The 26325-nt window shown below is 62.6% G+C and carries 26 protein-coding genes; 15 read left to right on the top strand and 11 right to left on the bottom strand.

What is annotated here, in order from left to right; all coding sequences use genetic code 11:
* Window positions 1–78: 78 nt before the first annotated feature.
* From CX511_RS16190 to CX511_RS16175, 4 genes are all read right to left on the bottom strand, one after another.
* Window positions 79–1104, bottom strand: coding sequence for an Ldh family oxidoreductase (locus tag CX511_RS16190; protein ID WP_101292715.1), 1026 nt, complete (start codon window positions 1102–1104; stop codon window positions 79–81).
* Entirely contained in the window at window positions 1101–2675 is a 1575-nt protein-coding gene (locus CX511_RS16185; RefSeq protein ID WP_101292717.1) for an aldehyde dehydrogenase (NADP(+)), read from the bottom strand. Before CX511_RS16185 ends, CX511_RS16190 begins: the two co-directional genes overlap by 4 nt.
* Window positions 2676–2686: 11 nt before the next feature.
* The gene (locus CX511_RS16180; RefSeq protein ID WP_101292719.1) at window positions 2687–4309 is read right to left on the bottom strand and encodes an APC family permease; all 1623 of its coding nucleotides are present in this window, start codon (window positions 4307–4309) and stop codon (window positions 2687–2689) included.
* 207 nt (window positions 4310–4516) lie between these two features.
* The gene (locus CX511_RS16175) at window positions 4517–5440 is read right to left on the bottom strand and encodes a dihydrodipicolinate synthase family protein (protein WP_045183347.1); all 924 of its coding nucleotides are present in this window, start codon (window positions 5438–5440) and stop codon (window positions 4517–4519) included.
* A gap of 307 nt (window positions 5441–5747) precedes the next feature.
* On the opposite strand from CX511_RS16175, the gene CX511_RS16170 reads away from it, so the two are divergent.
* The 6 genes from CX511_RS16170 (at window position 5748) to CX511_RS16145 (ending at window position 10488) form a co-directional block, all read left to right on the top strand.
* The gene (locus CX511_RS16170) at window positions 5748–6680 is read left to right on the top strand and encodes a 4-hydroxyproline epimerase (protein WP_101292721.1); all 933 of its coding nucleotides are present in this window, start codon (window positions 5748–5750) and stop codon (window positions 6678–6680) included.
* On the top strand, window positions 6677–7780 hold the full coding sequence (locus CX511_RS16165; RefSeq protein WP_101292723.1) for an NAD(P)/FAD-dependent oxidoreductase: 1104 nt from the start codon (window positions 6677–6679) through the stop codon (window positions 7778–7780). The genes CX511_RS16170 and CX511_RS16165 overlap by 4 nt, the downstream gene beginning before the upstream one ends.
* Window positions 7777–8010 (top strand): 2Fe-2S iron-sulfur cluster-binding protein, encoded by a 234-nt coding sequence (locus tag CX511_RS16160; RefSeq protein WP_045183341.1) that lies wholly within the window; start codon window positions 7777–7779, stop codon window positions 8008–8010. The genes CX511_RS16165 and CX511_RS16160 overlap by 4 nt, the downstream gene beginning before the upstream one ends.
* Window positions 8007–9254: an NAD(P)/FAD-dependent oxidoreductase gene (locus tag CX511_RS16155; protein ID WP_101292725.1), complete on the top strand. Its 1248-nt coding sequence runs from the start codon at window positions 8007–8009 to the stop codon at window positions 9252–9254. The genes CX511_RS16160 and CX511_RS16155 overlap by 4 nt, the downstream gene beginning before the upstream one ends.
* Window positions 9255–9257: 3 nt before the next feature.
* The gene (locus CX511_RS16150; RefSeq protein WP_045183336.1) at window positions 9258–10031 is read left to right on the top strand and encodes an AraC family transcriptional regulator; all 774 of its coding nucleotides are present in this window, start codon (window positions 9258–9260) and stop codon (window positions 10029–10031) included.
* Between the two features lie 103 nt (window positions 10032–10134).
* Complete coding sequence (locus CX511_RS16145) at window positions 10135–10488, top strand: DUF1428 domain-containing protein (RefSeq protein ID WP_045183334.1); 354 nt, start codon at window positions 10135–10137, stop codon at window positions 10486–10488.
* 48 nt (window positions 10489–10536) lie between these two features.
* On the opposite strand, the gene CX511_RS16140 is transcribed toward CX511_RS16145, so the two are convergent.
* Both CX511_RS16140 and CX511_RS16135 read right to left on the bottom strand, forming a co-directional pair.
* Window positions 10537–12162, bottom strand: a complete 1626-nt coding sequence (locus CX511_RS16140; protein WP_101292727.1) for a methyl-accepting chemotaxis protein — start codon at window positions 12160–12162, stop codon at window positions 10537–10539.
* Between the two features lie 138 nt (window positions 12163–12300).
* On the bottom strand, window positions 12301–13212 hold the full coding sequence (locus CX511_RS16135; RefSeq protein WP_045183330.1) for an AraC family transcriptional regulator: 912 nt from the start codon (window positions 13210–13212) through the stop codon (window positions 12301–12303).
* A 106-nt stretch (window positions 13213–13318) separates the two neighbouring features.
* Here CX511_RS16135 and CX511_RS16130 point away from each other — a divergent pair, with 106 nt between their 5' ends.
* Genes CX511_RS16130 through CX511_RS16110 form a run of 5 tightly spaced genes read left to right on the top strand, consistent with a single transcriptional unit; the run spans window position 13319 to window position 17754 of the window.
* Window positions 13319–13876, top strand: a complete 558-nt coding sequence (locus CX511_RS16130; protein WP_101292729.1) for a carboxymuconolactone decarboxylase family protein — start codon at window positions 13319–13321, stop codon at window positions 13874–13876.
* A gap of 51 nt (window positions 13877–13927) precedes the next feature.
* The gene (locus CX511_RS16125; protein WP_101292731.1) at window positions 13928–14989 is read left to right on the top strand and encodes an acyl-CoA dehydrogenase family protein; all 1062 of its coding nucleotides are present in this window, start codon (window positions 13928–13930) and stop codon (window positions 14987–14989) included.
* Window positions 14986–15834: an ABC transporter ATP-binding protein gene (locus tag CX511_RS16120; protein WP_101292733.1), complete on the top strand. Its 849-nt coding sequence runs from the start codon at window positions 14986–14988 to the stop codon at window positions 15832–15834. The genes CX511_RS16125 and CX511_RS16120 overlap by 4 nt, the downstream gene beginning before the upstream one ends.
* Window positions 15800–16999 (top strand): ABC transporter substrate-binding protein, encoded by a 1200-nt coding sequence (locus CX511_RS16115; protein ID WP_045183317.1) that lies wholly within the window; start codon window positions 15800–15802, stop codon window positions 16997–16999. The genes CX511_RS16120 and CX511_RS16115 overlap by 35 nt, the downstream gene beginning before the upstream one ends.
* Entirely contained in the window at window positions 16999–17754 is a 756-nt protein-coding gene (locus CX511_RS16110; protein ID WP_045183315.1) for an ABC transporter permease, read from the top strand. The genes CX511_RS16115 and CX511_RS16110 overlap by 1 nt, the downstream gene beginning before the upstream one ends.
* Window positions 17755–17820: 66 nt before the next feature.
* Here the strand turns inward: CX511_RS16110 and CX511_RS16105 are convergent, their stop codons facing one another.
* Complete coding sequence (locus CX511_RS16105) at window positions 17821–19023, bottom strand: NAD(P)/FAD-dependent oxidoreductase (protein WP_101292735.1); 1203 nt, start codon at window positions 19021–19023, stop codon at window positions 17821–17823.
* A 347-nt stretch (window positions 19024–19370) separates the two neighbouring features.
* Between CX511_RS16105 and CX511_RS16100 the strand changes: the two genes are divergently transcribed.
* Window positions 19371–19928: an RrF2 family transcriptional regulator gene (locus tag CX511_RS16100; RefSeq protein ID WP_045183311.1), complete on the top strand. Its 558-nt coding sequence runs from the start codon at window positions 19371–19373 to the stop codon at window positions 19926–19928.
* Window positions 19929–19945: 17 nt separating this feature from the next.
* Here CX511_RS16100 and CX511_RS16095 read toward each other — a convergent pair whose 3' ends face one another.
* Window positions 19946–20560, bottom strand: coding sequence for a cell wall hydrolase (locus tag CX511_RS16095; RefSeq protein ID WP_101292737.1), 615 nt, complete (start codon window positions 20558–20560; stop codon window positions 19946–19948).
* Between the two features lie 135 nt (window positions 20561–20695).
* On the opposite strand from CX511_RS16095, the gene CX511_RS16090 reads away from it, so the two are divergent.
* Window positions 20696–21547 carry a CAP domain-containing protein gene (locus CX511_RS16090; protein WP_045183307.1) on the top strand — a complete coding sequence of 284 codons (852 nt, stop codon included), beginning with the start codon at window positions 20696–20698 and terminating at the stop codon, window positions 21545–21547.
* A gap of 9 nt (window positions 21548–21556) precedes the next feature.
* Here CX511_RS16090 and CX511_RS16085 read toward each other — a convergent pair whose 3' ends face one another.
* On the bottom strand, window positions 21557–23002 hold the full coding sequence (locus CX511_RS16085; protein WP_045183306.1) for a SulP family inorganic anion transporter: 1446 nt from the start codon (window positions 23000–23002) through the stop codon (window positions 21557–21559).
* A 133-nt stretch (window positions 23003–23135) separates the two neighbouring features.
* On the opposite strand from CX511_RS16085, the gene CX511_RS16080 reads away from it, so the two are divergent.
* A complete protein-coding gene (locus CX511_RS16080) occupies window positions 23136–23489 on the top strand; it encodes an SH3 domain-containing protein (protein ID WP_101292740.1) in 354 nt (117 codons plus the stop codon).
* A gap of 67 nt (window positions 23490–23556) precedes the next feature.
* Here the strand turns inward: CX511_RS16080 and argC are convergent, their stop codons facing one another.
* Complete coding sequence (gene argC / locus CX511_RS16075; RefSeq protein ID WP_101292742.1) at window positions 23557–24489, bottom strand: N-acetyl-gamma-glutamyl-phosphate reductase; 933 nt, start codon at window positions 24487–24489, stop codon at window positions 23557–23559.
* Between the two features lie 111 nt (window positions 24490–24600).
* Here argC and CX511_RS16070 point away from each other — a divergent pair, with 111 nt between their 5' ends.
* Complete coding sequence (locus tag CX511_RS16070; protein ID WP_045183300.1) at window positions 24601–25494, top strand: LysR family transcriptional regulator; 894 nt, start codon at window positions 24601–24603, stop codon at window positions 25492–25494.
* Here CX511_RS16070 and CX511_RS16065 read toward each other — a convergent pair.
* Complete coding sequence (locus CX511_RS16065; protein WP_101292744.1) at window positions 25491–26213, bottom strand: GNAT family N-acetyltransferase; 723 nt, start codon at window positions 26211–26213, stop codon at window positions 25491–25493. The two genes, CX511_RS16070 and CX511_RS16065, sit on opposite strands and share 4 nt — an antisense overlap.
* Between the last annotated feature and the right edge of the window lie 112 nt (window positions 26214–26325).

The raw sequence follows: 26325 nt of genomic DNA, 5'->3' as shown, positions 1-26325 counted from the left end.
CACACGCAAACGGTAGAGGAGCCCTCGGTGAGCGAACTGTCGCAAAGAAACGCCAAAGCGGCACAATGGCGGCAACGGCTACAGACGGTCACCGTCCAGCAGTCGCCTGACATCGTCATAAACCTGCCGGTCTACGTCCACCCCCTGCGCAATCGAGCGCCTGCGCGCTGCAAAGCGTCGCTGTGAGGGCAACCGTGCACCTTGCTCGGTGATAGCGCGGAACATGCCCTCAGCCCGGTGCAGTCCGGCCTCAAGCTCGTCACCCAAAAACACCTTGGGATCAAACGCCAGCAGCAATTCGCCATGACACGGCGTGGCGCCAACCCCTTGGTCAAAGGCCATTGACTCGGCGCTGGTCAGGTCGCCAATAAGTGCCGCTGCCAGCAGTTCAATCATCGCCGACAAAGCCGAACCCTTGTGCCCACCAAAGGTCAGCATTGCGCCTTCCAGCGCCGCGCGTGCGTCAGTGGTTGGCTGCCCCTCGGCATCCACCGCCCAGCCCGATGGAATCGCTTTACCTTGGCGTGCATGCAGTTCGATGTCGCCGCGGGCAATGGCGCTGGTGGCGAAGTCAAACACGAACGGCTCGCCTACAGGCCGAGGCCAGGCGAACGCCAGCGGGTTGGTGCCGAACACGCCGCGGTTGCCACCGGCCGGTGCCACCCAGCTGTGGCTTGGGGTCATGGCCAGGCCCGCGAGGCCGTTGGCGGCGATGGCTTCGACCTCTGGCCACAGGGCCGAAAAATGAAAGCAGTTGCGAATGACCATGGCGGCCAGGCCAAAGGTGCGGGCCTTTTCCACGAGCACCGGCAAGCCGGTTTCGAAGGCGAGCAGGGAGTAGGCGTGGTGGGCATCGACGCTGACGATGGCCGGGCTGAGTGTGTGTAGGGCTGGTAGGGCAGTGGGGTCGACCTTGCCGCTGCGCAGCGAGTGTACGCACACCAGCACCCGGTACAGGCCATGGGAGTGGCATTCGTCACGCTGGCCCTGGGTGATCACCCGGGCGATGGCCTGGGCGTGGGCATCGCCCATGCCGTTGTGGGTCAATGCATGTACAGCAAGGTCATGGACTTCTTCAAGGCTTAAGTGGACGGTATCGCTCACGAGCGCAGTTCTCCATTCAGGCGACGGGGCAGGTTGAGGGGGTTAGCCTGTTGCAGTTCGGGCGGCAACAGCGCGTCCGGCAGGTCCTGGTAGCTGACTGGGCGCAAGAAGCGTTGGATGGCCAGGCTACCCACCGAGGTGGTGCGGCTGTCTGAGGTGGCGGGGAAAGGGCCGCCGTGAACCATGGCGTGGCCGACTTCCACACCGGTACCAAAACCGTTGACCAGGATCCGTCCGGCCTTGCGCTCCAGCAGCGGCAGCAGGTGCGCGGCCTGCGGGTGGTCGGCGGCGTTCAGGTGCAGGGCGATGGTGAGCTGACCTTCGAGGGTATGGATGACCTGTTGCAGCTCCGACAGGTCTTTGCAGCGCACGATCAGTGAACAGGCACCGAAGACTTCTTCGCGCAATGCCGGTTGTGCCAGAAAGGTTTGCGCACTGGTCACAAACAGGGCGGCGCGCGCTTGCTGTTCGCTGCCACTGTCACCCTCGGCCAGTAGCTGGACATCGCCGCGCTCGCGCCAAGCGACAACACCGGCGCGGTAACTTTGGCAGATCCCGGGGGTGAGCATGGTTTGTGCTGGTACCGCTTGCAGGCGGGCACTGGCAGCGAGTTCAAACTGGCGCAGGGTCGGGCTGTCGATGGCCAGGATCAGGCCGGGGTTGGTGCAGAACTGCCCGGCGCCGAGGGTCAGCGAGGCAATGAAGCTGTCGGCAATGCTGCTGGCACGCTCGGCCAGGGCAGAGGGCAGCAAGATCACTGGGTTGATGGCGCTCATTTCTGCGTACACCGGGATCGGTTCGTGGCGGTTGGCGGCGATCTGCATAAGCACTACGCCACCGCTGCGTGAACCCGTAAAGCCGACGGCCTTGATTCGCGGGTCGGCCACCAGGCCCTGGCCGATTGAGCGGCCGCTGTCGAACAGCAGGCTGAACACGCCTTCGGGCAGGTCGCAGTCGCGTACCGCTTGTTGTATGGCGCGGCCCACCAGTTCCGAGGTGCCGGGGTGCGCCGAGTGGGCTTTGACGATCACCGGGCAGCCAGCGGCCAGGGCTGAAGCGCTGTCGCCACCGGCCACAGAAAAGGCCAGGGGAAAGTTGCTGGCACCGAACACCGCCACCGGGCCAAGCGGAATGTTGCGCAGGCGCAGGTCGACTTTCGGCAGCGGTTGGCGCAGCGGTTGTGCCGGGTCGATACGACAGTCCAGGTAGCTGCCTTCGCGCAGTACTTGCGCGAACAGGCCAAGCTGGCTGACGGTGCGCCCGCGCTCACCTTCAAGGCGGGCGCGGGGCAGACCGGTTTCGCTCATGCAGCGTTGAATCAACGCGTCACCCAAGGTGAGGAGGTTGCTGGCGATAGCGTCAAGCAACGCGGCGCGTTGCGCCGGGGTGGTGGCGCGGTAATGATCGAAGGCTTGTGCGGCCAAGGCACAGGCTTGATCGAGGTCGTCGAGGCTGGCACCGCCGAACACCGGAACCAGCGCTTGGGCGCTGGCGGCGTCGATGGCCTGGAAGGTGCCGTTTTGGCCTGGGCGGGCCGTGCGGCCGATCAGCAGTTCACCGAGAATGGGCATGCAGTCCTCACTTAGTTGGGTTGCGGCTGGCCAAGAGGGCGGCCGTGAACGGGTTGGGCTTCGCTGGTTTCTTCATCACCGTCCAGGCGTACCAGGTGCGCCGGTACACCGGTGCGTGCGCCCCAGTAGTAGATGACCAGGGCACTGGCAGCCACGGCCAAGGTATCGAACGGGTGGCTGAGCACGCCCAGGCCACCGAAACTGCCCAGGCCCGAGAGAATGATGGTGGCGGCGTAGAAACCGATCAGCCAGGCCGAGCTGCGCACTTGCTGGGCGATGCTCAGGTGGTCAGTAGGCACCAGGTGCTTGCACAGCAGGTAGACGATGAACATCAGAATCTGCAGGCCAAGCAGCCACGACACGGTGTTCCAACCCGACCAGTAGACGATCAGCGCAGCGATGATGAACGACACCGGGCCGAGCACGGCAAAGCCTTTGACCCGGAACGGCCGCTGCAGGTCTGGGGCGTTACGGCGCAGGGCCGCGACAGTGACCGGGGCGATCGCATAGCTCAGCACCAGGGCAGCGGAGACCACATTGATCAGCGCTTCCCACGAGGGGAAAGGCAGGGTCCAGAATACCGACAGGGCGAAGGTCAGCCACAGGCCAGGGCGTGGAATGCCGGACTTTTCATCAATGCGGGTGAATATCTTGAAGAACGTCCCGGTGCGCGCCCAGCCGTAGACCACGCGCGGCGTGGCGTTCATGTAGATGTTGCCGCAGCCGCTGGGTGAGATCACCGCATCAGCCACCACCATGTAAGCCAGCCAGCCGATGCCCAGGGTCAGGGCGATGTCGCGGTAAGGCAGGGAGAATTCCTTGGCGATGCCGCTCCAGCCATTGGCGAGCATTTCGGTGGGGATGCTGCCGAGAAAGGCCACTTGCAGCAGCACGTAGATCAGGGTCGAGAGCAGGACTGAAAGGATCAGGGCGATGGGGATGGTGCGTTGCGGATTGCGCACTTCGCTGGCCACGGAAATGATCGGTGTCAGGCCTAGGTAGGCGAAGATGATCCCGCCTGCCGACACCGCCATTTCAATGCCGGACAGGCCGTAGGGGGCGAAGCCCTGAACCGTGAGATTTTCTGGTTTGAAGAAGGTGAACAGTACGCCGATCACCAGCAGCGGCACGATGAACTTGAACAGGCTGATGAAGTTGTTGGCTTTGGCGAAGGTCTTGACGCTGTAGTAGTTGAGCAAGAAAAACAGGCACAGCAGGCCGAACTGCAGCAGCCAGCCCACCACCGTCGGGTTGCTGGAGCCCGCTTGAGTCAGGCTGGGAAACCAGGCAGCGGCGTATTGGCGGGCGGCGACCACTTCGATCGCCACCAGGCTGGAAAAGGCGATCAGGGTGATAAAGCCCATCAGATAGCCGAGTAGCGGGCCGTGGGAAAACACTGGGTAGCGCACCACACCACCGGCCCGCGGCAGGGCGGCGCCCAACTCGCAATAGACGATGCCTAGCAGCAACACGGCGAAGCCGCCCAGCAGCCAGGAGAAAATACCGGCGGGGCCGGCGATCGTTGAAACATGACTGGCGGCGAACAACCAGCCGGAGCCGAAGATGGCCCCGAGGCCGATGAACGTGAGGTCGGTCAGCGACAGCTGCTTCTTGAATTTACCTTGGCCGGACATAGCGCTTGCCTTCTTGTGGGTTATTGGAGTCGGCAGTTCGTTGAGTCTTCGTGGTGGTGCTGTGTGTGGTCTTCCTCCTTGAGCTTCAAAGCGTGCTGTTTTCATGTGGGAGCCAGTCTTGCTGGCGATGGCATCGGCGCGGTGTCAGCTGTTACGTGGCGTCTGCATCGCTGGTAAGTCCAGCTCCCACAGGTTCGGTACAAGGCTTTATTTGAGGCCCACCTCCGGCAGCTGCGGCCGCTCAGCCAGGGCCTTGCGTACGGTGGCTTGGACCTCGGCCAGGGTTTCACCCTGCAAGGCCAGACGCGGAGGTCGAGTGATCGCCGAACCACGACCGACCATCTCTTCACACAGCTTGATGCACTGCACCAGGTCCGGGCGCGCGTCCAAATGCAGCAACGGCATGAACCAGCGGTACAGGGCCAGGGCTTCGTCATAGCGCTTTTGCATGGCCAGGCGGAACAGGGTTTCGCCTTCTTTCGGGAAGGCATTGGACATACCCGAGACCCAGCCTTCAGCGCCGACGGCGATGGATTCGACCACCACGTCATCCAGGCCGGCGAACAGTACAAAACGATCACCAACAGCGTTGCGCAGGTCGATGAAGCGGCGGGTGTCCCCCGACGAGTCTTTGAAGCAGACGATGTTTTCGCAATCCTGCAGGGCGATTAGCACGTCGGGGGTCACGTCGTTTTTATAGATCGGTGGGTTGTTGTAGACCATCACCGGCAAGTCGGTGCCCGTGGCCACGGCACGAAAGTGCGCCGCGGTTTCGTGAGGCTTGGCCGAATACACCAGCGCAGGCATCACCATCACCCCATCGACGCCAACGCGGGCGGCTTCGCGCACGGTGTTGCGGGCAAACTCGGTGGTGAACTCGGCGACTCCAGCAATCACCGGCACACGGCCACGGGAAGCGTCTTTGGCCACTTCGATCACGGCGAGCTTTTCGTGGGTGCTCAGCGAGGTGTTTTCACCCACCGTGCCGCACACCACCAGGCCCGAGACACCATCGTCGACCAGGTTGCTGATGACCTGGTGGGTGGCCTCCAGGTTGAGGGAGAAGTCGGCGTTGAACTGAGTGGTAACGGCAGGGAAGACCCCGCTCCAGGCAATGGATTTACGGCTCACGTTGATTGTCCTTGTTGGTTTGCGGTGGGGATAGGTTGGACGGATCAGAGGGGATGCGCTTGAGGGTTTTCCCTGCTGAGTGGGACGAAATCGGCACAGTTGGCCGGGGCTTCATGAGTGGTCGGTAGGAGGGTTTCATCAGTAAGGGCCTCTCGCCGGCAAGGCCAGCTCCTACAGAAGAGTGGGGCGGTGCTGGCTGAAAGGGCAGGCGCGACTGTGCCGATTTCGTCATCAAAGCCTGCGAAAACCTACAAGCGCCAAACCCGGCAACGCGCCACGCTTTCAGGCAACTTGAACAGGGGGCGTCATGAAGCAGATCTGCATCGTCGATTCACATACAGGCGGCGAACCGACCCGGTTGGTGGTCGCCGGTTTCCCCGATCTTGGCACCGGCTCGATGGCCGAGCGTCTGGCGCTGCTGCGCCGCGAACACGATCACTGGCGCCGGGCCTGCATGCTCGAACCGCGTGGCAATGAGGTGCTGGTCGGCGCCTTGCTCTGTGCGCCGCAAAGCGATGGGGCCTGTGCCGGGGTGATCTTTTTCAACAATAGCGGCTACCTCGGCATGTGCGGCCACGGCACCATCGGCCTGGTGCGTTCGCTGCACCACATGGGCCGGATCGAACCGGGCCTGCACACGATCGAAACGCCGGTGGGTATCGTCGAGGCCACCCTGCATGCAGACCTGTCGGTCAGTGTGCGCAATGTGCCTGCCTACCGTTACCGCCAGGCCGTGGCCGTCGAGGTGCCGGGGCACGGCACGGTAGTGGGTGATATCGCCTGGGGTGGTAATTGGTTTTTCCTGATCAGCGAGCACGATCAGCGTATCGCCGGGGACAATGTCGAGGCGTTGACGGCTTACACCTGGGCGGTGCGACAGGGGCTGGAAGCGGCAGCAATCACCGGCGCTGAAGGTGGTCTGATCGACCATATCGAGCTGTTCGCCGATGACGATCAGGCCGACAGCCGCAACTTCGTGCTGTGCCCCGGCAAGGCCTACGACCGCTCGCCGTGCGGCACGGGGACCAGTGCCAAACTGGCGTGTCTGGCGGCAGACGGCAAACTCTCGCCGGGGCAGATCTGGCGTCAGGCCAGTGTCATCGGCAGCCAGTTCAGTGCCAGCTACGAATGGGTCAACGGTCAGGTGGTGCCCACCCTGCGTGGTGATGCCTACATCAGCGCCGAAGCCACGCTGCTGATTGATGAGCGCGACCCCTTCGCCTGGGGCATTGGCTCGTGAGCGTCGATGCCATTGTCATCGGTGCCGGCATCGTCGGCGCCGCGTGTGCCCACGAGCTGGCCGGGCGTGGGCTGCGGGTACTGGTGCTGGACAATGCCAGCGGCGGCGCAACGGCGGCGGGCATGGGCCATTTGGTGGCGATGGATGACAATCCGGCGGAGCTGGCCCTGAGTCATTATTCGATTGGATTGTGGAATGCCCTGTGCGAGCGTTTGCCCGGTCAATGCGCCTATCGCAATTGCGGCACCCTGTGGTTGGCCAATGATGCCCAGGAGCTGGACCTGGCACGGGCCAAGCAACAGACCCTGGCCGCGCAGGGGGTGGTCAGTGAGCTGATTGACAGCGCTACCCTGGCCAGCCTTGAGCCGATGCTGCGCCGCGGCCTCGGTGGCGCCTTGAAAGTGCCCGGCGACGGCATTCTCTATGCCCCGGCCACCGCCAACTGGTTGCTGCAAGACAGCCCGCGTATCGAACGTCGACAGGCCACCGTGCAGGCCGTGGAGGGTGATTGTGTCGTCCTCGACGACGCTCAGCGCCTGAGGGCACCCAGGGTGATTGTCGCCAACGGCCTGGGGGCGAAAGCGCTGGTGCCGGAGCTGGCCTTGCGGCCGAAAAAAGGTCACTTGCTGATCACTGATCGCTATCCACCGCAGGTCAGTCATCAGTTGGTCGAGCTGGGCTATGCGGCCAGCGCTCACAACAGCGACGGCACCTCGGTGGCGTTCAACGTTCAGCCGCGTCCGACCGGGCAATTGCTGATCGGTTCCTCGCGGCAGTTTGACACCCTTGACCCGGCGTTGGAGCATCCGATCCTCGCGCGCATGTTGCAGCGGGCCGTCGACTACTTGCCAGCCTTGGCTACCTTCAATGCCATTCGTGGCTGGACCGGCTTTCGCGCCGCCAGCGCCGACGGTCTGCCGATTCTCGGCCAGCATCCGCAGCGGCCGGGGCTGTGGTTGGCGGTCGGCCATGAAGGCTTGGGGGTCACCACCGCGCCGGGCAGTGCACGGCTGTTGGCTGCGCAGATGTTTGGCGAACGTCCCGACATCGACCCCACCCCGTACCTGCCCGAACGCCTGCTGATAGGAGCTGCAGCATGATCATTTACCTGCAACACCAAGCCCTTGAAATACCGGCGGGCATCAGCGTGGCGGCAGCCCTGGCGTATGCGGGCAACAGCGCCAGTCGCCATTCGTGCAGCGGCCAGTTGAGGGCACCTTTTTGCGGCATGGGCATCTGTCAGGAGTGCCGGATGACCATCGATGGCCAACGTCAATTGGCCTGCCAGACCCTGTGCCGTGAAGGCATGCAGGTGGAGTGTTGGTCATGAAGTGTGAACTGGTGATTGTCGGTGCAGGCCCGGCGGGCCTGGCTGCGGCGCAGGCCGCTGCGAGCCGTGGCTGCGATATCGTGATCATTGATGACAACCCACGTGCCGGTGGGCAGATCTGGCGCAATGGTCCGCAGCATGCACCTGGGACCGCTGCGCGGGCGCGTTTGTGTGTGCTGCAGCTGCCTTCGGTGCGCTACTTGCCTGGTACCCGCATTATTGCTTCGCCAGCACCTGGCTGCCTGCTGTTGGAGAATGCCGAACAGGGCTTGTTGCTACATTACCAGCAACTGATCCTGTGCTGTGGCGCCCGTGAATTGCTGCTGCCGTTTCCCGGTTGGACCTTGCCCGGGGTGACGGGGGCAGGGGCCTTGCAGGCGCTGGTCAAGAACGGCATGCCGATGAAGGACGAACGAACGGTAATCGCCGGCAGTGGCCCGCTCTTGCTGGCCAGCGCCGCCACCGCACAAAAGGCTGGGGCCAAACTGCTGCGGGTGCTGGAGCAGGCGCCAATGGCCAGGCTGCTGGGTTTCTCCGCGCAGTTGTGGCGCTGGCCGAGTAAGGCCGTGCAGGCAATCAGCCTCGCTACCGCCTCGTACCGCACAGGCGCGCTGGTGCTGGAGGCGTTAGGTGATCAGCGTTTACAGGCCGTGCGGATTCAACAGGGCCAGCGCGTAGAGGAAATCGAATGTGATCACCTGGCCTGTGGCTACGGGCTGATCCCCAACACCCAGTTGGCCAGTCACCTCGGTTGCCAGCTCAACGGCAATGCGGTCGCCGTCGATTTACTGCAACGCACCAGCCGCCCAGCTCATCTGGCGGCCGGGGAGTGTACCGGTGTGGGTGGCAGCGAACTGGCCCTGATCGAAGGTGAGATTGCCGGTTGGATGGCCGTCGGAGAAGAGCGTAAGGCCCGGGAGCTGCTCACCCGTAAGGCCCAATGGCAGCGCTTTGCCGATCAACTGCGTGAATGTTTCACGTTGACGCCGAAGGTCGGCAACTTGGCCCGCGCCGACACGCTGCTATGCCGTTGCGAAGACATTGCACTGCGCGATATCCAGGGCCAACCCGGTTGGACAGCGGCCAAACTGCAAAGCCGTTGCGGTATGGGCGCCTGTCAGGGGCGAGTATGCGGTACGGCAGCCCAGGTCTTGTTCGGCTGGACACCCACCCCGCCACGGGCGCCCCTGGTGCCGGCACGAATCGGTACACTGCTGCTTGAAGGGACTGCCCAGGAGCGTTGACCTATGAGCCTTGCTGCACTGAACACCTTCTGCGACGGCATCGGTGCCCAGCGCCCGGAGAGCATCGATGCACTGCTGGTGGGCATCGCGCCGATCCTGCCGCTGCTCGATGACATCCCCAATACGGTGTTTTTCATCAAGGACCTCAAGGCGCGTTACCTCAGCGCCAACCTGACCCTGGCCCTGCGCTGCGGCTTCAAGACCGTGCAACCGCTGCTGGGCAAAACCAGCGCCGAGGTGTTCCCGGCCCAGCTCGGCCCGCGCTATACCGAGCAGGACCAGCGTGTGCTGGAACAGGGCCTGACCCTGCAGGACCAGCTCGAACTGCACCTGTATGGCAGTCGTGAGCCAGGCTGGTGCCTGACGCACAAACGGCCATTGCGCGGGCGTCAGGGCCAGGTGATCGGCATGGCCGGGATCTCCGTGGACCTGCAAGCGGCCCGCGATACTCACCCGGCATATCAGCGCCTGGCGGCAGTCGATGGGTATATCCGTGAGCGCTATAACCACCCGGTAGCGCTTGAAGACCTGACCCGTATCGCCGGCATGTCGGTGGCGCAACTGGAGCGGTACTGCAAGCGTATCTTCCATCTCACACCGCGACAGATGATTCACAAAGTACGGTTGGAGCATGCTCATCGGTTGTTGCAGACCGACACACCGATCACCGAAATAGCCCTGCAGTGTGGCTACACCGACCACAGTGCCTTCAGTCGCCAGTTCAAGACCCTCACCGGCGTCTCGCCGCGCCAATACCGTCAGGCCACTCAGGGCTGACCGCCTGTCGGTTGTTGCCTGGGGCTGTCGATTCACCGCATGACGAATCGACTACTGCACAGATCAACCTGATCGTTTCCACCTCTGTGCAGGAGTAAGCGTCATGTCTTATGTCGATGGTTTTGTCCTGGCCGTACCTACCGCCAACCGCGAGACGTTCAAGCAGCATGCCGAGGAAGCTGCTGTGGTGTTCAAGGAGTGCGGCGCCCTACGCGTGATCGAGTGCTGGGGCGACGATGTGCCTGAGGGCAAGGTGACGTCGTTTCCGCTGGCGGTGAAATGCAAGCCGGATGAGACAGTGGTGTTTTCCTGGATTCTCTGGCCCTCGCGCGAGGTGCGGGATGCCGGAATGAAAAAGATGATGGAAGACCCGCGCTTGCAACCGGATAAGAATCCGATGCCGTTTGATGGGCAGCGGCTGATCTTTGGCGGATTCACTATTTTAGTTGATGTGTAGCGACGGCAGGCCTGATCGCCGGCATTGCCAGCGATCAGGCGATCCCGCTCAAACCCTGAACCGCGCCACTAGCCCGGTCAGTTCCTGGGCCAGCCGCGACAATGCCTGGCTGGCCTCCCGTGTCTGTTGTGCTCCATCGGCCGAGCGGGTCGACAGCGCTCGGATGTTCAGCAGGTTACGGTCCACCTCCCGGGCCACTTGCGCCTGTTCTTCCGCGGCGCTGGCAATCACCAGGTTTCGTTCGTTGATTTCGCCAATGGCACTGTAGATCCCTTCGAGCACCTGACCTGAAGCCTGGGTGATACCCAGGGTCGACTGCGCACGCTGAGTGCTGGACTGCATGGCGGCCACCGCCGCTTCCGTACCCTGTTTCACCCCCGTCATCATCTGTTCGATTTCCTGGGTCGACTGCTGGGTACGGTAGGCGAGGGTGCGTACTTCATCGGCAACCACGGCAAAACCACGCCCGGCTTCCCCGGCACGTGCCGCTTCAATGGCGGCGTTGAGGGCCAGCAAGTTAGTTTGCTCAGACACCGAACGGATCACATCCAGCACTTGGCCAATGTCGCGAATCTGCCCGGCCAGTTGCTGTAGACGCTCGCTGCTGGTGTGCACTTCGCTGGCCATGGCGCGGGTGCCATCGAGGTTTTCCGTGACCTGTTGGCGACTTTGCTCGGCCAGTTGGTTCGAGGCATTCGCGGCTTGTGAAGTGGACACTGCATTGCGCGCCACTTCTTCCACTGCGGTGGTCATTTCGGTGACGGCGGTGGCCGCTTGCTCTAGCTCTTGGTCTTGCTGGCGCAGGCTGTGGGTGCTTTGCTCGGTGATGTTGTCCAGGGTCTGGGCGGCGCGGGCCACTTGTGTGGCGTAGTCGGTGAATTGGGCCAAGGTGGCGCGCTGGCTCTGTTGCATGCGCGCCAGATCGGCGAACAACTGGCCGATCTCGTCGCGACGGGTGACGTGTACGGTTACGCTCAAATCATCTTTGGCAAAGCGCTGAAAGTGCTGGCTGGCATCGAGCAATGGGCGCAGCACACGGCGGGCGATAAACCCCCAGCACAGCACCGCCAGCAGCAGACTCACCATCACCAGCGCCACGCTCAGCACCTGTGCAGCACTCAGGCGGTGGTCGGACTCAAGCATGATCTGTTGGCTGCGTTCGCTCAGGGCGGCCACCAGTTGCTGGCGCAATGACTGCAGGCGGGCCATGGCATTGCCCGCCTCAGTATTGACGACAAAGTAGCGTTGCAGATCGTTTTGCCGAGTCGCTTCGCGTTGCCCGGCAACCGCCTTGGCGTAGGTCTCGAAGGTCCCTTGCAGGTCGACGGCCAAGGCCTTGAACGCCGGGTCCTGGGCGTTGCTGACCAGCTCGTCGATCAGCGTGCGGCTGTTAGCAATCAGTTGCTCGGACAGCGCCATGCGCTTGTTGGCACTGTCGCCGTGGCCACCGCTCTGTTCGACAAAACCGGAGGAGACGTTGGCGCTGGCGCGGATCGCCATCAGCAGGGCGTTGTTCAGCCGGTCCGACTGGTGCGCGGTGCGATCCAGTTCGGTGATCTGCTGGTCACTGCCCACCGCCGCCTGCCAGGCACTGACGGTGGAGAACAGCAAGGTCAGGGTGAACAGCGACAGCACCCAGAACATCCCGGTGCGGATTTTCAGGTCGGCGAACATGCGGGCAGTACTCCTTTAATTATTATCAGCGCCACGCTGTGCCGATCGATCGGCGGTGGGTGTTCTGCTATCGGAGTGTGCGCAGGTGGACTTGAGGGCTGGAATCCGCTTGTGTTCGATTACCGCACGCAGTTTGCTTCAACGGCCCTCATGCTGGCGTCGGTAGGCCCCGGGCTGTACCCCCATGGCCTTACTGAAGGCACGGGTGAAGGCGGCAATGGATTGATAACCGACGGCGGCACCAACCTGTTCGACCGTGTTGTGGGCTTTGAGCAACTGGCAGGCGTGGCGCATGCGCAGGGCCAGCAGCACTTGCCCCGGTGATTGGCCGGCCAGTTCGCTGAAGCGCTTGAAGAAGGCTGAGCGCGACAGCCCTGTGCAGGCCGCCATGCTTTCCAGCGGCCAGGGGTGTTCGGGGTGTTCAATCAGTTGTTCAACCAGGGCCGCAAATTGCGGGTGGCGAGCCAGTGCCACCAGGCCGCCCATGGTGAGGTCGGTTTGGACTTGCTGGCGCAGCACGTAGAGAAACAGCAAATGGCTCAGGCGCTCGAGCAACGTCGAGGAGGGCGCCGGTTGGCGTTGGCACTCGGCGAGGATCAGTTCGAACAACGCGGTGGCGGCGCTCAGGGCCGGATCGCCGGCGCGCAGGATGATCCAGGCGGGCAAGCCTTCGATGATCAACGACGACAGCCCCGGCTGGAAATGAAAGAACCCGCACACCAGGCCCACGCCGTCGCTGGCGTCGCTGTCCAGCGGCAACATGCTCATGCGCGGTTGCTGGCGTGCCAGCTCGGGGTCAGCGGTGCCAGACAACCGGTACTCAAGGTCGCGCAGCAAGAACACCGCATCACCGGCTTCCAGGGCAACGGCCTGGGGCGCGTCGGCGATGTGCAGCCAGCAATGGCCCTGCACCACCAGATGAAAACTGGCCCGTGCCAGACCCTGGGTGCTGGCGTGCCAGCCACCGCAGTAACGCCCGATATGGAACAGGCTGGCGTCTAGCTCAAGGCTTTCTAATAACCAATCGACAAGGGGGCTGGAGGAAATCATCTAAGGGAAAGACTCAGGAGCAAGTAATAACGACTCTAGAATATGGAAGGTATTTCTTATAACCAACAGACTTATGCGACACCCCTAGTATGCAGGAGTCCAACCCATGTCGCGCGTTACGTTACACACGCTGCAAAGCGCCCCTGAGGCCGCCCGTCCCTTCCTTGAAAACGCTCAGAAGAACTCGGGCTTTATTCCCAACCTGCTCGGTGTACTGGCCAACGCCCCGGCGGCACTGGAAACCTATGTCACCGTTTCGGCCCTCAACGGCAAGGCCGAGCTGAGCTTGGCCGAGCGCGAAGTGGTGCAACTGATCGCCGCCACCAACCATGGCTGCGACTTCTGTGTGGCTGGCCACACCGCCGTGGCCCTGAACAAGGCCAAGCTGCCGCAAGAGGTGGTTGACGCCCTGCGCGCCTGCGGCGAACTACCGCAGGAAAAACTCGAAGCGCTGGCAGCCTTCACCCGTGAAGTGATCGCCACCCGTGGCAATGTTAGTGACGCCGGGTACCACACCTTTCGTGAAGCAGGCTACAGCGAAGGCCACGCCCTGGAAGTGATTCTCGGTGTGAGTCTCGCCACCCTGTGCAACTTTGCTAATGTGTTCGCCCAAACGCCGCTCAATAACGAGCTGAGCAAGTACCGCTGGCAGCCTTCGGCATAACGATCCCTTGGCGCCAGCGCAGACTGGCGCATTTTTAAAGGAGTAAACGACATGCTCGAACCCGCATTGGTCACGTGGCTGGATGCTCAGGCCGAAGCCCTTGATTTGGGCCACTGCGACCCGCAAACCGTGTTGGCACAGTTGGCCGCAGCGCAGGTGCTGCGCGTCGGCATCGATCAGACCCACGGCGGTAGCGGTGGCACGGTGGCTGACGCGGTAGAAACCATCGCCAACGTTGCTAGCCACTCGTTGGCTGCCGCGTTTGTATTTTGGGGCCAGCGCGCGTTTATCGAATACTTGCTGCACAGCCCAAACGCCGCCCTGCGCGAGCGCCTGCTGCCGGCGCTGCTGAGCGGCGCCCTGGCCGGTGCCACCGGGTTGTCCAACGCGATGAAGTACCTGTCCGGGATTGAAGCGCTTCAGGTCAAGGGCCTGGCTGATGATCAGGGCTGGACCCTCAACGGTCGTCTGCACTGGGTCACCAACCTGCGCAAGGGTGGTTTCGTGGTCGCGGCGGCAATTGAAGAAGAGGGTGGTTCACCGTTCGTACTGGCGATTCCTGATCATGCTGTTGGGCTCACCCGTTCGGATGATCTGCAACTGATGGGCCTGCAATCGAGCAACACCGCGGCGTTGAATTTTGAGCAGGTCGCCATCAGTCGTGACTGGCTGCTGCACGAGAACGCCAAGCAGTTCCTGCCGGCTGTTCGTCCTGCATTCCTTGGCCTGCAATGTGCCATGGCCATCGGCCTGGCGCGGCGTTCGCTGGCTGAGGTGCACCTCCACCTGCAAGGCGCACGCTCGTTTCTCGGCGAAGCGCTGAGCGTGCTGCACGAACGCCTGGAAAACACCGTCAGTGAGTTGAAAAGGGGCTTGCTTGACGGGCGCTTCCTGAGCCAACCGGCAGCCTTGTTCAAGTTGCGTATCACCCTGGCCGAGACGGCGGCCGATGCTGTACAGCTAGAGTTGCAGGCCAGCGGCGGCAAGGCGTACCTGAGCGCCTATGGCGCAGGCTTTGCCCGGCGCTGGCGTGAATCGGCTTTCGTCCCGATCGTTACCCCAAGCCTGGTGCAATTGCGCGCCGAGCTGCAGCGCCAGGCGTCAGCAGCATGACCGAGGTGTTACTCGAAGCCCGTGGGATCAGCCTCGGTTACCCGCGCGAACAGGGCTGGCAAAGTGTGCTGGAAAACTTCGACCTGCAACTGGCGCCGGGCGAGGTGATCACCCTTCTTGGCCCCAGCGGGGTCGGCAAGTCGAGCCTGCTGCGGGTGTTGGCCGGGCTCCAGCAGGCGCGCAGTGGCAGCGTCAGTTTGCTCGGCGAGCCGCTGCAGGGGCCGCATCCGCGGTTGGCCGTAGCCTTTCAGGACCCCAGCCTGTTGCCTTGGTTGAGCCTGGAAAAGAACGTCGCCTTTGGCCTGGATTTCGCCCGTCAACCCAAGCTTGCCGCCAGCGAACGCCGGGCCCGGATTGACCACGCCATCGAAGCGGTCGGCCTGCAGCATGCCCGCGAGCAGTACCCGGCGCAGCTGTCTGGCGGCATGGCCCAACGTACCGCGTTGGCCCGTTGCCTGGCGCGTCAGCCGCAGGTCTTGCTGCTCGACGAGCCGTTCGGTGCCCTCGATGAGGTGACCCGCGCCGACATGCAGCAACTGTTGCTGCAACTGATCGCCCAGCACAACACCGCGGCGATCCTGATCACCCACGATATCGACGAAGCCTTGCTGTTGTCTGATCGCGTGTTGCTACTGGGCAACCACCCGGCGCGCACCCTCGGCCAATGGCACATTGACCTGCCGCAGCCACGCGAGCAGCGGGTTGAGGAACTGGGCGCGCTGCGTATCGACATCCTCAAAACCCTTCGGCGGGCCAGCCGCACACCCGAACCTACTTCTGAACCTTTGCCGCTGCCGTCGGAGACTGCCCATGTGCCTGGACGACTTCACCCACACGCGTCGTGATTTCATCAAACTCAGTGCCTTGCTGACTGCCGGTGGCGCCATGCCGCTGCTGAGCAGTTTGCAGGCCCGTGCGGCCAGCGACCCGGATGCGCCGGTGCGTATCGGCTACTTGCCGATCACTGACGCCACCCCGTTGCTGGTGGCGCACAACAACGGCTTGTTCGAAGCCGAAGGCATCAAGGCTGAACGCCCCGTGCTGCTGCGCAGTTGGGCACAGGTGATTGAGGCGTTCATTTCCGGCCAGGTCAACGTCATCCACCTGCTCTCGCCGATGACCGTCTGGGCGCGCTATGGCAGTAAGGTGCCGGCCAAGGTGGTGGCCTGGAACCATGTCGGTGGCTCCGGCCTGAGCGTCGCCCCCGGTATCACGCAGATCAAGCAGCTGGGCGGGCAGAGCGTGGCGATTCCGTTCTGGTATTCGATTCATAACGTGGTGGTGCAACAGCTGTTTCGCGACCACGGCCTGACGCCAGTGTCCAAGCCGACCAGTGCGCCATTGGCTGCCAACGAGGTCAACCTGGTGGTGCTGCCACCGTCTGACATGCCGCCGGCCCTGGCGAGCAATCGCATTGCCGGCTATATCGTCGCCGAACCGTTCAACGCCCTGGCTGAAGACCTCAAGGTCGGTCGCGTGCAGCGCTTTACCGGTGACATTTGGCGCAACCACGCCTGCTGTGTGGTGTTCATGCACGAGCATGACCTGAACAACCGACCTGAATGGTCGCAAAAGGTGGTCAACGCCATCGTCAAGGCTCAGTTGTGGACCCGCGATCACCGTGCCGAAGCCGCGGCCTTGCTGTCCAAGGCCGGTCCAAACCGTTACACCCCGCATACCCCACAGGTATTGAGCCAGGTACTGGCGCCTTCTGACGCGGCGCGTTCGGCCTACATCGCCAGCGGCGCAATCGAGCATGTGCAGTGGGACGAGCAACGCATCGACTTCCAGCCCTATCCCTTCCCCAGTTACACCGAGGAGCTGGTGCGGCGCTTGCAGAACACCCTGATCGAGGGTGACAAGGGTTTCCTCGCTGGCCTCGATCCGCAACAGACGGCGCGTGACCTGGTCGACGACCGCTTTGTGCGTAACAGCATTGCCGCGGTGGGCGGGCTCAAAGCCTTTGGTTTGCCGGAGAGCTTCGAGCGCAATGAGGAGTTCGCGATCTGATGGTTAAGCATGTAGTGCATGGCGCCCTGGGGGCTGCCGGCTTGCTCGGCTTGTTGTTGCTGTGGTGGTCGGGCGTGCATGTGTTTGGCGAGGCGGATGGCCTGTCGGCGCGCTTTTCTCCCGAGGCCACCTTGGCCAGTCTGGTCGAGTTGCTAGGGCAGGGCGAGGTCTATGAGCATGTCTGGGTGAGCCTCAAGCGCATCCTGATTGGCTTGTTGCTGGCGTTGTTGATCGGGGTGCCGCTAGGATTGCTGGTGGGCAGTTACCGTCACCTTGAATCAGCGACCACCCCGGCGTTTCAGTTCCTGCGCATGATCTCGCCGCTGTCATGGATGCCAGTGGTGGTGATGTTGATGGGCGTGGGCGATCAGCCGATCTACTTCCTGTTGGCCTTCGCTGCGTTGTGGCCGATTTTGCTCAATACCGCGGCGGGGGTGCGTCAGCTTGATCCGCGCTGGTTACAGCTGAGTCGCAGCCTCAGCGCTACGCGTTGGGAGACTTTACGCAAGGTGATTATCCCCGGCGTGATCGGGCATGTGCTGACCGGCGTGCGTTTGGCCATCGGCATCCTGTGGATTGTGCTGGTGCCGTGCGAGATGCTCGGGGTCAGTGCCGGGCTGGGTTACTTCATCCTCGACACCCGCGATCGCCTGGCGTACTCGGAGTTGATGGCCATGGTGCTGTTGATCGGGGTGCTTGGCTTCATGCTTGATGCCCTGGCCCGTGGCCTGCACCGGCGTTGGGTGCATGCCTGACAGTAGCCGCAGCCTGGCGGCAGCGGCTACAGAGGGTCTGCGGTCAATGCACGAAAAACCGCCGCATCAGGCAACCGGAATCTGCGGGTCAGCGGCGGCCAGCGCGCTGGCGCGGTCGGCGGCAGGCGGGTAGATCCAGGTGGTGTTGATCTGGGTCTTGAGGTCTTTGGCCTCTTTTTGCAGCAACTTGACCTGACGGTCCCAGCCTTCGGTGTACACCGCACCCCAGGCGCCCAGGTCCAGGCAGGTGACGTACTTGGGCTGGCTATAAGGCATAGGCTCAACACCGAGCAGGTCCGCCGCCACGTTGTTGCCGCTGTAGCGGCCCAGGGCAATGGCATGCTGGCAGGACATCACCGCGAAGTTGCCCAGGTCGTCGGTGGCGGCATAGGCCATGTCTCCGGTGGCATAGACATGCGCCTGGCCTTTGACTTTAAGGTTGCGATCGACATGCAGGCGACCCTGCGGGTCACGCTCGGCGGGCACTTGCGCGGTCAGCGCATTGGCGCGTACGCCGACGGTCCAGATCACCGTCTTGGCCTCGATGCGTTCGCCATCGGCCAGGGTCACACCGTCAGCATCGACCGCCGCCACCGACGCATTGACCCGCCACTCTACGCCCAAAGCCTCGCTGGCTTCGATGATCGCGGGGCTGATGCCTTCACCCAAGGCCGCGCCGATTTTGGCGCCGCGGTCGACAATGATCACCTTGACGTCCGTCTCGGTACCGAGGATGGCGCGCAAGCGGCCAGGCATTTCGGTAGCGGTTTCAATCCCGGTAAAACCGCCACCGGCAACGACCACGGTATTGCGTGCGTTCGACGCCGGCAACTGGGCCAGTGACTTGAGGTGCTGTTCCAGGCGCGCCGCCGACTCGATCTGATCGACATCGAAAGCATGCTCGTTCAGGCCATCAAGGTTGGGGCGCCATACACCACTGCCGGCGGCCATGACCAGGCGGTCGTAGCGGATGTCGGTGCGTTGGCCTTGGGCGTCGGTGTAGCTGACACGCTTGCCGGCGACGTCGATCTGCTCGGCGGCGCCCTGGATGAAGGTCACGCCGACGGCGTTGAACAGGTCGCCCAGCGGCGCTTTCATCTGGTGCACGTCGGGTTCGTAGAAGCGTGGACGAATGCGCAGTTCGGCTTGCGGCGCGAGGACGCTGATGGCGACATCGTTGCGGCCATGCTGGTCGAGCAGGCGGGCTGCGCTCAACGCGCTCCAGACACCACCAAAACCTGCGCCGACAATCAGAATGTGCTGTTTCATTTTGCTGCTCCACATAAAAGAGATTGTTGTTTGAACGGGTGCTCACAGGCGTTGTAGATCAAGTACCTGTGGTGGCTGTTGGCGGACTGTTAAAGAAGCCCTAGCTGCGCCGAACAACTACGACTTTATTGGTCGTAGTTTATTCGTGCAAGTCATTTTTCCTCTCGATCACCGAAGGGATCCGGGTAACCTTGCCCTCAGGGCGCTCTGTTTCTTGGTTATACCTAAGGATTAAGCGCTTCGTCTGCTAGGGATTAGCCGACGGACGGCGGCTGCGGGAGACGGTCGGATCCCGTTTAGGTAGAAATCATTGTTATTATTTACGACAAAGTTAGTCGGAGATTGTCATGTCACTGTACAGCGCAGGGGTGGAGTACGGCATCCACTGCCTGGCCTTTTTGGTCGATGAGTTGGGCGATAGCCGTGAAGCCAGCGTGCGCGACCTGGCCGAACTGCAAGGGGTGCCTCAAGAGTACCTGGCCAAAGTCTTCACCAAGCTGGCCAAAGCCAAACTGGTGGTTGCCACCGAAGGTGTGCGTGGCGGTTTCAAGCTGGCCCGCCCTGCTGACGAAATCACGGTGCTGGATATCGTCACCGCCATCGACGGGCGCAAGATGATCTTCGAGTGTCGGGATGTGCGTGACCGCTGCGCGTTGTTCGAAGGCTCGCCACCCTCGTGGGCGCAGGAAGGCACGTGCTCAATCCACGCGGTGATGCTCACGGCGCAAAAACGTATGGAAGAAGCACTGGCCCAACAGACCATCCTCGACATCGCCCGACGGGTGGGGCGCAAGGCCCCGGCCGAGTTCGGCGAACAGCTGGCCAGCTGGATGAATGACCGCCGTGCCGGTAAGGCCACGGGTGCCGAGCAAGGGGATATTTCGCTGGTGGACGTCAGCGAGTAGGTGAGATTAAACCACGGTTACCGCGCCGTTCCGTTGCGCGGTTTATAGAACAGAAAGTCGCTGGTTTCTGTGGTTTTCACATACGCATGCGCCCAGTTCGGGGACACGTTGCGGTCATGGAAATACAGGGCACCCTGAGTGCGGTCATCCAACTGCCGGTTCAAGGCTTTGCGTGCGATTTCCTTGGCAATCGAATAGCGGGTTTCCTCCTGCACTGAGTCAGAGCGCCCGTCGCACCACCAGGAAAACTGACAATTACCGGTCTCGGAACCTTGCTTGACTACCCCGCAGACGGTATCCGGAAACCCCTCATGGCCCAGGCGGTTCATCACCACGTTGGCCACCGCCTGCATGTCTGAGGACTTGCCGCCTTTCGATTCCCAATAGATGCTGCGTGCCATGCAGGTGATGGCATCGTCCAGGGCTGCCTGGCCAGCGGGGTCCACTGCCTGGACTTCGGTCTGGCTGATGGCTTTACTTTTAGGCGCTGGTGGCGCATCCGGTTGTACCACCGCTTTTTGCTCCAACACGTGAGCTTTCTCTTCGGCCACCTTGGCTTTAGGCTCAGCGGCCACCGCCAGCGGTGCAGAGAAGGCCAGAAAAAGGCAGGTTACCATCGTGGCAAGGCGCATGTAGGGACCCTTGGCAAGAAAGGGAAGCAGCACTTCCCGTTACAAGGTCGACCACGCCGCGCTCAAAACATTCCAGCTGTTCGACGACGGGTGACATCGCGCATCATGGGCGCAGTCCGTCCAAGGGAGATCTTCATGTGCGTCCTGTCATCCGTTCTGCGTCTTGCCAGCCTGCCCGTGGCGTTGGCGCTTGCTGTTGCAGCCCAGGCCAGCGAGCCTGAGCAACTGATTGATTCGATCAACAGCTACCGCAGCCAGGCTCAGCGTTGCGCCGGGCAGGCATCGTTGGAGCTGCCGCCGCTGGCCAGTGACCCGCGGCTGGTGTTGCCGGTTAGTGGCAGCAATGATTTGCGTGAGGCGCTGGCCCAAGCCAGCTACCCCATGGTCAATGTCCAGGCCATCACCCTCAATGGCCCTCGCGATGCTCAAGCGGCGATGAAAGCGGTGCAGGAAAGCTTTTGCCAGGTGGTGCTCAATCCGCAGTTCATCGATATCGGCGTGAGCCAGCAAGGGCGTGAATGGCGCATTGTGTTGGCACGGCCGTTGTTGGCTGCACGGCTGGGCGACTGGCAGGCGGAAGGGCAGAAGCTGTTGGCGCTGATCAACAGTGCCCGTGGTCAACAGCGCCAATGTGGCAACCAGGCCTTCAGCGCCACTGCGCCGTTGGCTTGGAACGCCGTCTTGGCCGGGGCCGCTGAGGCGCATACGCGGGCCATGGCCAACCAGAACTTTCTCGACCACGTCGATCGCGATGGCCGTACGCCAGGAGACCGGGCGGAACTGGCGGGCTATGCCGGCCAGGTGAGCGGCGAAAACATCGCCGCGGGCCAGGACACCCCGAGCAAGGTGGTCGATGGCTGGCTGGCCAGCCCTGGCCATTGCGCCAACCTGATGAACCCGCAATACAGCGAGCTGGGCGCGGCCTACGCGGTCGATCCAAAAAGCGACGCCGGGATTTACTGGACCGCGATGTTCGGTGCGCCGTAAGTACGCTTTTTAGCTGTAGTGCAGGTCGGTACGCTTGAGCAATTGCTTGCAGCGCTCGGACAGATGCACCACGCGCAGATGCTTGCCGTTGTTGCTGTAGCGCTCGCGCAGGGTTTTGAGCGCCGCAATCGCCGAGTAGTCAACGAAGTTCAAGTGCTGGCAGTCGAGGGTCACTTGGGCCGGGTCGTTGACCGGGTCGAACTGGTTGAGAAACGGCGTGGTCGAAGCGAAGAACAAGGTGCCGTGGACCCGGTACAGCTTGCTGCCATCGGTTTCCAGGTGGCTATCGGCATACAGTTCGCGCGCTTGCTGCCAGGCGAAGTTGATCGCAGCGATGACGATACCGAACAGTACGGCGGTGGCCAGGTCGGTGAGTACGGTGACGACGGTCACCGCAATGATTGCCAGGGTGTCGCTCGCCGGCACCTTGTGCAGCACCCGCAGCGACGCCCAGGAGAAGGTCTGCTGGGCGACCACGAACATCACCCCGACCAGCGCCGCCAGGGGGATCCGCTCGATCAGTGGCGACAGAAACAGCACGAACATAAGGATCATCACCCCAGCCACTACCCCGGACAGGCGGCCGCGGCCGCCGGAGCTGAGGTTGATCGCGGTCTGGCCGATCATTGCGCAGCCGCCCATGCCACCGAACAGGCCGGAGGTCATATTGGCCACACCCAAGGCGACACACTCGCGATTGGGGTAGCCGCGGCTTTCGGTGATTTCGTCGGTGAGGTTGAGCGTCAGCAGGGTTTCCAGCAGGCCGACCAACGCCATCAGGATCGCGTAGGGCGCGATGATCTGCAGGGTTTGCAGGTTCCACGGGATGTCTGGCCAAGTCAGCATCGGCAAGCCACCGGCGATGTGCGCCAGATCACCGAGGGTGCGGGTTGGCAGGTCGAGCAGATAGACCCCGGCACCCACACCAAGGATCGCGATCAACGCCGGGGGCACACTGCGCGTCAGGCGTGGCAGCAGATAGACAATCGCCATGGTCAGCGCCACCAGGCCGGCCATCAGGTACAGCGGCGAACCGCTGAGCCAGGCGCCGTCATGCTTGAAATGTTCCAGCTGAGCCAGGGCGATGATGATCGCCAGGCCGTTGACGAAACCGAGCATCACCGAATACGGCACCATCCGTACCAGCTTGCCCAGGCGCAGCAGCCCGAAGGCGATCATGATCAAGCCACCGAGCAGTACCGTCGCCAGCAGATACTGCACGCCGTGCTGCACCACCAGCGCGACGATGACGACCGCCATAGAGCCGGCTGCGCCGGAGATCATCCCGGGCCGGCCACCGAGCAAGGCGGTCAGTGTGCAGATGATGAATGCGCCGTAGAGGCCCATCAACGGATTCAGGTGCGCGACCAGCGCGAAGGCGATGCACTCGGGCACCAGGGCGAAGGAGGTGGTGAGTCCTGCCAGGACGTCGGTGCGTATGGAACGTGTTTTCATGAACTACCCGAAGCGCGGAGCGGCAGCGCTGGGCTGCTCGCGAAAAAAGGGTAGGATGCTACGTAAATTCACAAGAGCCGGCCAGTGCTGGTTGGCAATTGGAACCTGTGCAGTCATACGGAGGTGACAGAAGGTGAAGTTCATAGCACTCAGCAGCCATCGAAACGAGTACCCCGAACCCATTACCCTGTCCAAGGGCGATCTATTGGCCATTGGTGAACGCTACTCAGGTGATGAAGGCTGGGATAATTGGTACTTCTGCACCACCCCAGGCCAGCCAGGCGGCTGGGTGCCGGACCAAGTCCTTGAGCGCTTGGATGAAGGCCACGGCAGGGCGCTTGAGGATTACTGTGCCAGGGAGCTGGAGGTGGACCCGGGCGATAGGCTGGAGGGTGGCAGGCAGTTGAATGGTTGGGTGTGGTGTTGCCGGACCCGCGATGGTGTGGCGGGGTGGGTGCCGTTGGCGGTGGTGCAGCGGGTCGATTAGGTCTGGCGCCAACCCCCACCTTGTGGGAGCTGGTCTTACCGGCGATGGGGCGCGCAGCGGCCCTGAATCAGGCCATCGCCGCCAACATCAGCTCCAGGTTCTGCACCGCAGCCCCCGAGGCACCCTTACCCAGGTTGTCAAACACCGCCGTGAGCAGCACCTGCCCATGGGCCTCATTGGCAAATACCGCCAGGCGCAGGTTGTTGCTGTCATTCAGCGCTTGCGGATCAAGCATTGGCGTTGCTTCGCCATGCTCCAGCGGCGCTACCTGCACATAACGCGAACCGTGGTAGTGCTCGCGCAGGCAATCCTGCAAGTGAGCAGCGCTGACGCCGGCCGGTAGCAGCCGTGTCTGCAGGGCAATGGTCAAGGCAATGCCCTGACGGTAACTGCCATAGCTGGGCACAAACACCGGCCGATGGGACAAGCCGGCATGCTGCTGGATTTCTGGCACATGCTTGTGATCCAGGTTCAAGCCATACACCAACACCCCTTGTGCCGCGTACAGCCCAGGCGTCTCGTGGCGCTCGACCGCCGCGCGGCCACCGCCGGAATAGCCCGACACGGCGTTGACGGTCAATGGATAGTCCGTCGGCACCAACCCGGCAGTCACCAAGGGGCGCAACAAGGCAATCGCCCCGGTGGGGTAGCAACCGGGGTTGCTCACGCGCTTGGCCTGGGCGATTTGCTCGGCCTGCTGTTGATCCAGTTCAGGCAAGCCGTACACCCAACCGGCGCTGGTGCGGTGTGCAGAACTGGCGTCGATCACCCGTACGCTCGAGTTGACGATCGCTGCCACCGCCTGGCGCGCGGCGTCGTCAGGCAGGCACAAAATCGCCACATCGGCACTGTTGATGGCCTCGGCGCGGCGCTGTGGGTCTTTGCGCTCGGCGTCGGGCAGGGTCAGCAAGCGCAGGTCATCACGCCCGTGCAGGCGGGCGTGGATCTGCAGGCCGGTAGTGCCTTGGTCACCATCGATAAAGACAAGAGGCTGGTGCATGGTGTTCTCAATGAATCAATTCGGGAAGTGCCTATGCTCGCGCCGATCTGGACGAAAGAAAATTTGAATATCATGATGTTGTCATTCATAAATACTGAATGAAAATATCCCATGCGTGAAATCAGCCTCGACCGTCTGCGAACCCTGGTGGTGATTGCCGACCTGGGTTCCTTTGCCCAGGCCGCCCGCGTGCTGAACCTGGCCCCCCCTACGGTCAGCCTGCACATTGCTGACCTTGAGGCGCGCATCGGCGCACCATTGCTGACGCGCAAGCGCGGGCAGATCCACCCCACGGCGATTGGTGAGACATTGCTGGAGCGTGCACGCCGGCTATTGGCTGATGCCGAACAGGCGCTGGATGAAGTGCAACGACAGGTGCAGGGCTTGAGTGGACGCGTGCGTCTGGGGGCGTCGACCGGTGCCATCGCCCACCTGTTACCCCAAGCACTGGATATTCTTGGCGTGCGCCACCCTGGCATTGATGTGCAGGTTCAGGTGCTGACCTCGCGCGAGTCGCTCGGCCGCCTGCAGGACGGTACCCTCGACCTGGGCTTGGTGGCCTTGCCGCAAGCCGCAGTCAAGGGCGTGCAGATCCAGCCGTGGCGTCGCGATCCGATCATGGCCTTTGTCCCTTCCAGCTGGGCGCCGCCATCGCGTATCACGCCGGCCTGGATGGCCAGCCGCGCGCTGATTCTCAATGACAGTACGACGCAGCTGTCACGGGTGACCAGCGAGTGGTTCGCCACGGCAGGCCTGCAACCGCAGGCGCGCATCCAGCTCAACTACAACGACGCGATCAAGAGCCTGGTGGCCGCCGGTTATGGCGCTACCTTGCTGCCCCACGAGGGTAGCGCGCCGGCGCCTGACTCACGGTTGTGCATGCGCCCGCTACGCCCTGGCCTATGGCGCCATCTGGGAATTGCCAGTCGGCAAGGGCAAGTGGAGCAGAGCACCGGGTTTGTCTTGCAGGTGCTGGTCGAGTTGGCGGCGCAGGTCGGCCATTAGACCAGGTGCACCGTGGTGCCACGCTGCTGCCAGGCGCGCTCGCCCAAACGCTCCTGGACAAAGGCCTGTGCCTTGCGTTGCAACTGGTCAAGGTGGCGGTCGCGTTGCTTTTCAGCATCGACCATGGCCCGCTTGCCGTGCTGTTTGAGCAGGTAGGTATGGATCTGCTGCACTTCCAGGGTACGGTAGATCGGTGCCACGTCGAGCATGGCCACTTGGCCCTCGCTGGTATGATCGCGGGTGTTCATCAGCACCTGAGGTCCGCGCGCCGCCAGCACTGTAAAGCCCATGGCCTCGAAGTACCCCACCTTGTTCACCGCGCAGGCCAGTTCTGCATGCGGGTACCGTGCAGTCATTTGCGCCAGCATGGCGCGGGCGATGCCCAGGCGACGGTAGCGGCTGTGCACGGCAAGGTAGGCCACGCTGCATGCTTGGGAATCGCCCTGTACCGGCAGGTAGAGGAGAAAGCCGGTGACGGTCTGTGGGTCCCGCGGGTCGCACGCCACAATCAGTTCGACTGACAGGTCGCGGGTTCCGGCCATGGCCTCCAGGTACAGGTGCACCTCAAAACCGATACCGTATTGGTAGAGGCTGTACAGCGGGTTGCTCGGGGTGATGCCAATCGCGCTGATGTCGGTCAGGTTGTCGACCACCAGTTGCAGGATCTGGCTCTTGATCGACTCCTCAGGCGGGGCGACAAAGTGGGTGAGGGCGAACATCGGGGGGCAAACTCCAAACGAAAGACGGCCGGTGACTTGGCTTTGCAGGCAAGTCTACAGGTCTGGTGGGCAAGGTGGGAGCAACTCTATTGCCCGAGCGCGATCGATTCGT

Source organism: Pseudomonas sp. S06B 330 (assembly GCF_002845275.2).
Classification (GTDB): Bacteria; Pseudomonadota; Gammaproteobacteria; order Pseudomonadales; family Pseudomonadaceae; genus Aquipseudomonas.
Note: the sequence above shows the minus strand (reverse complement) of the source record. Positions and strands in the feature narration are given on the sequence as shown.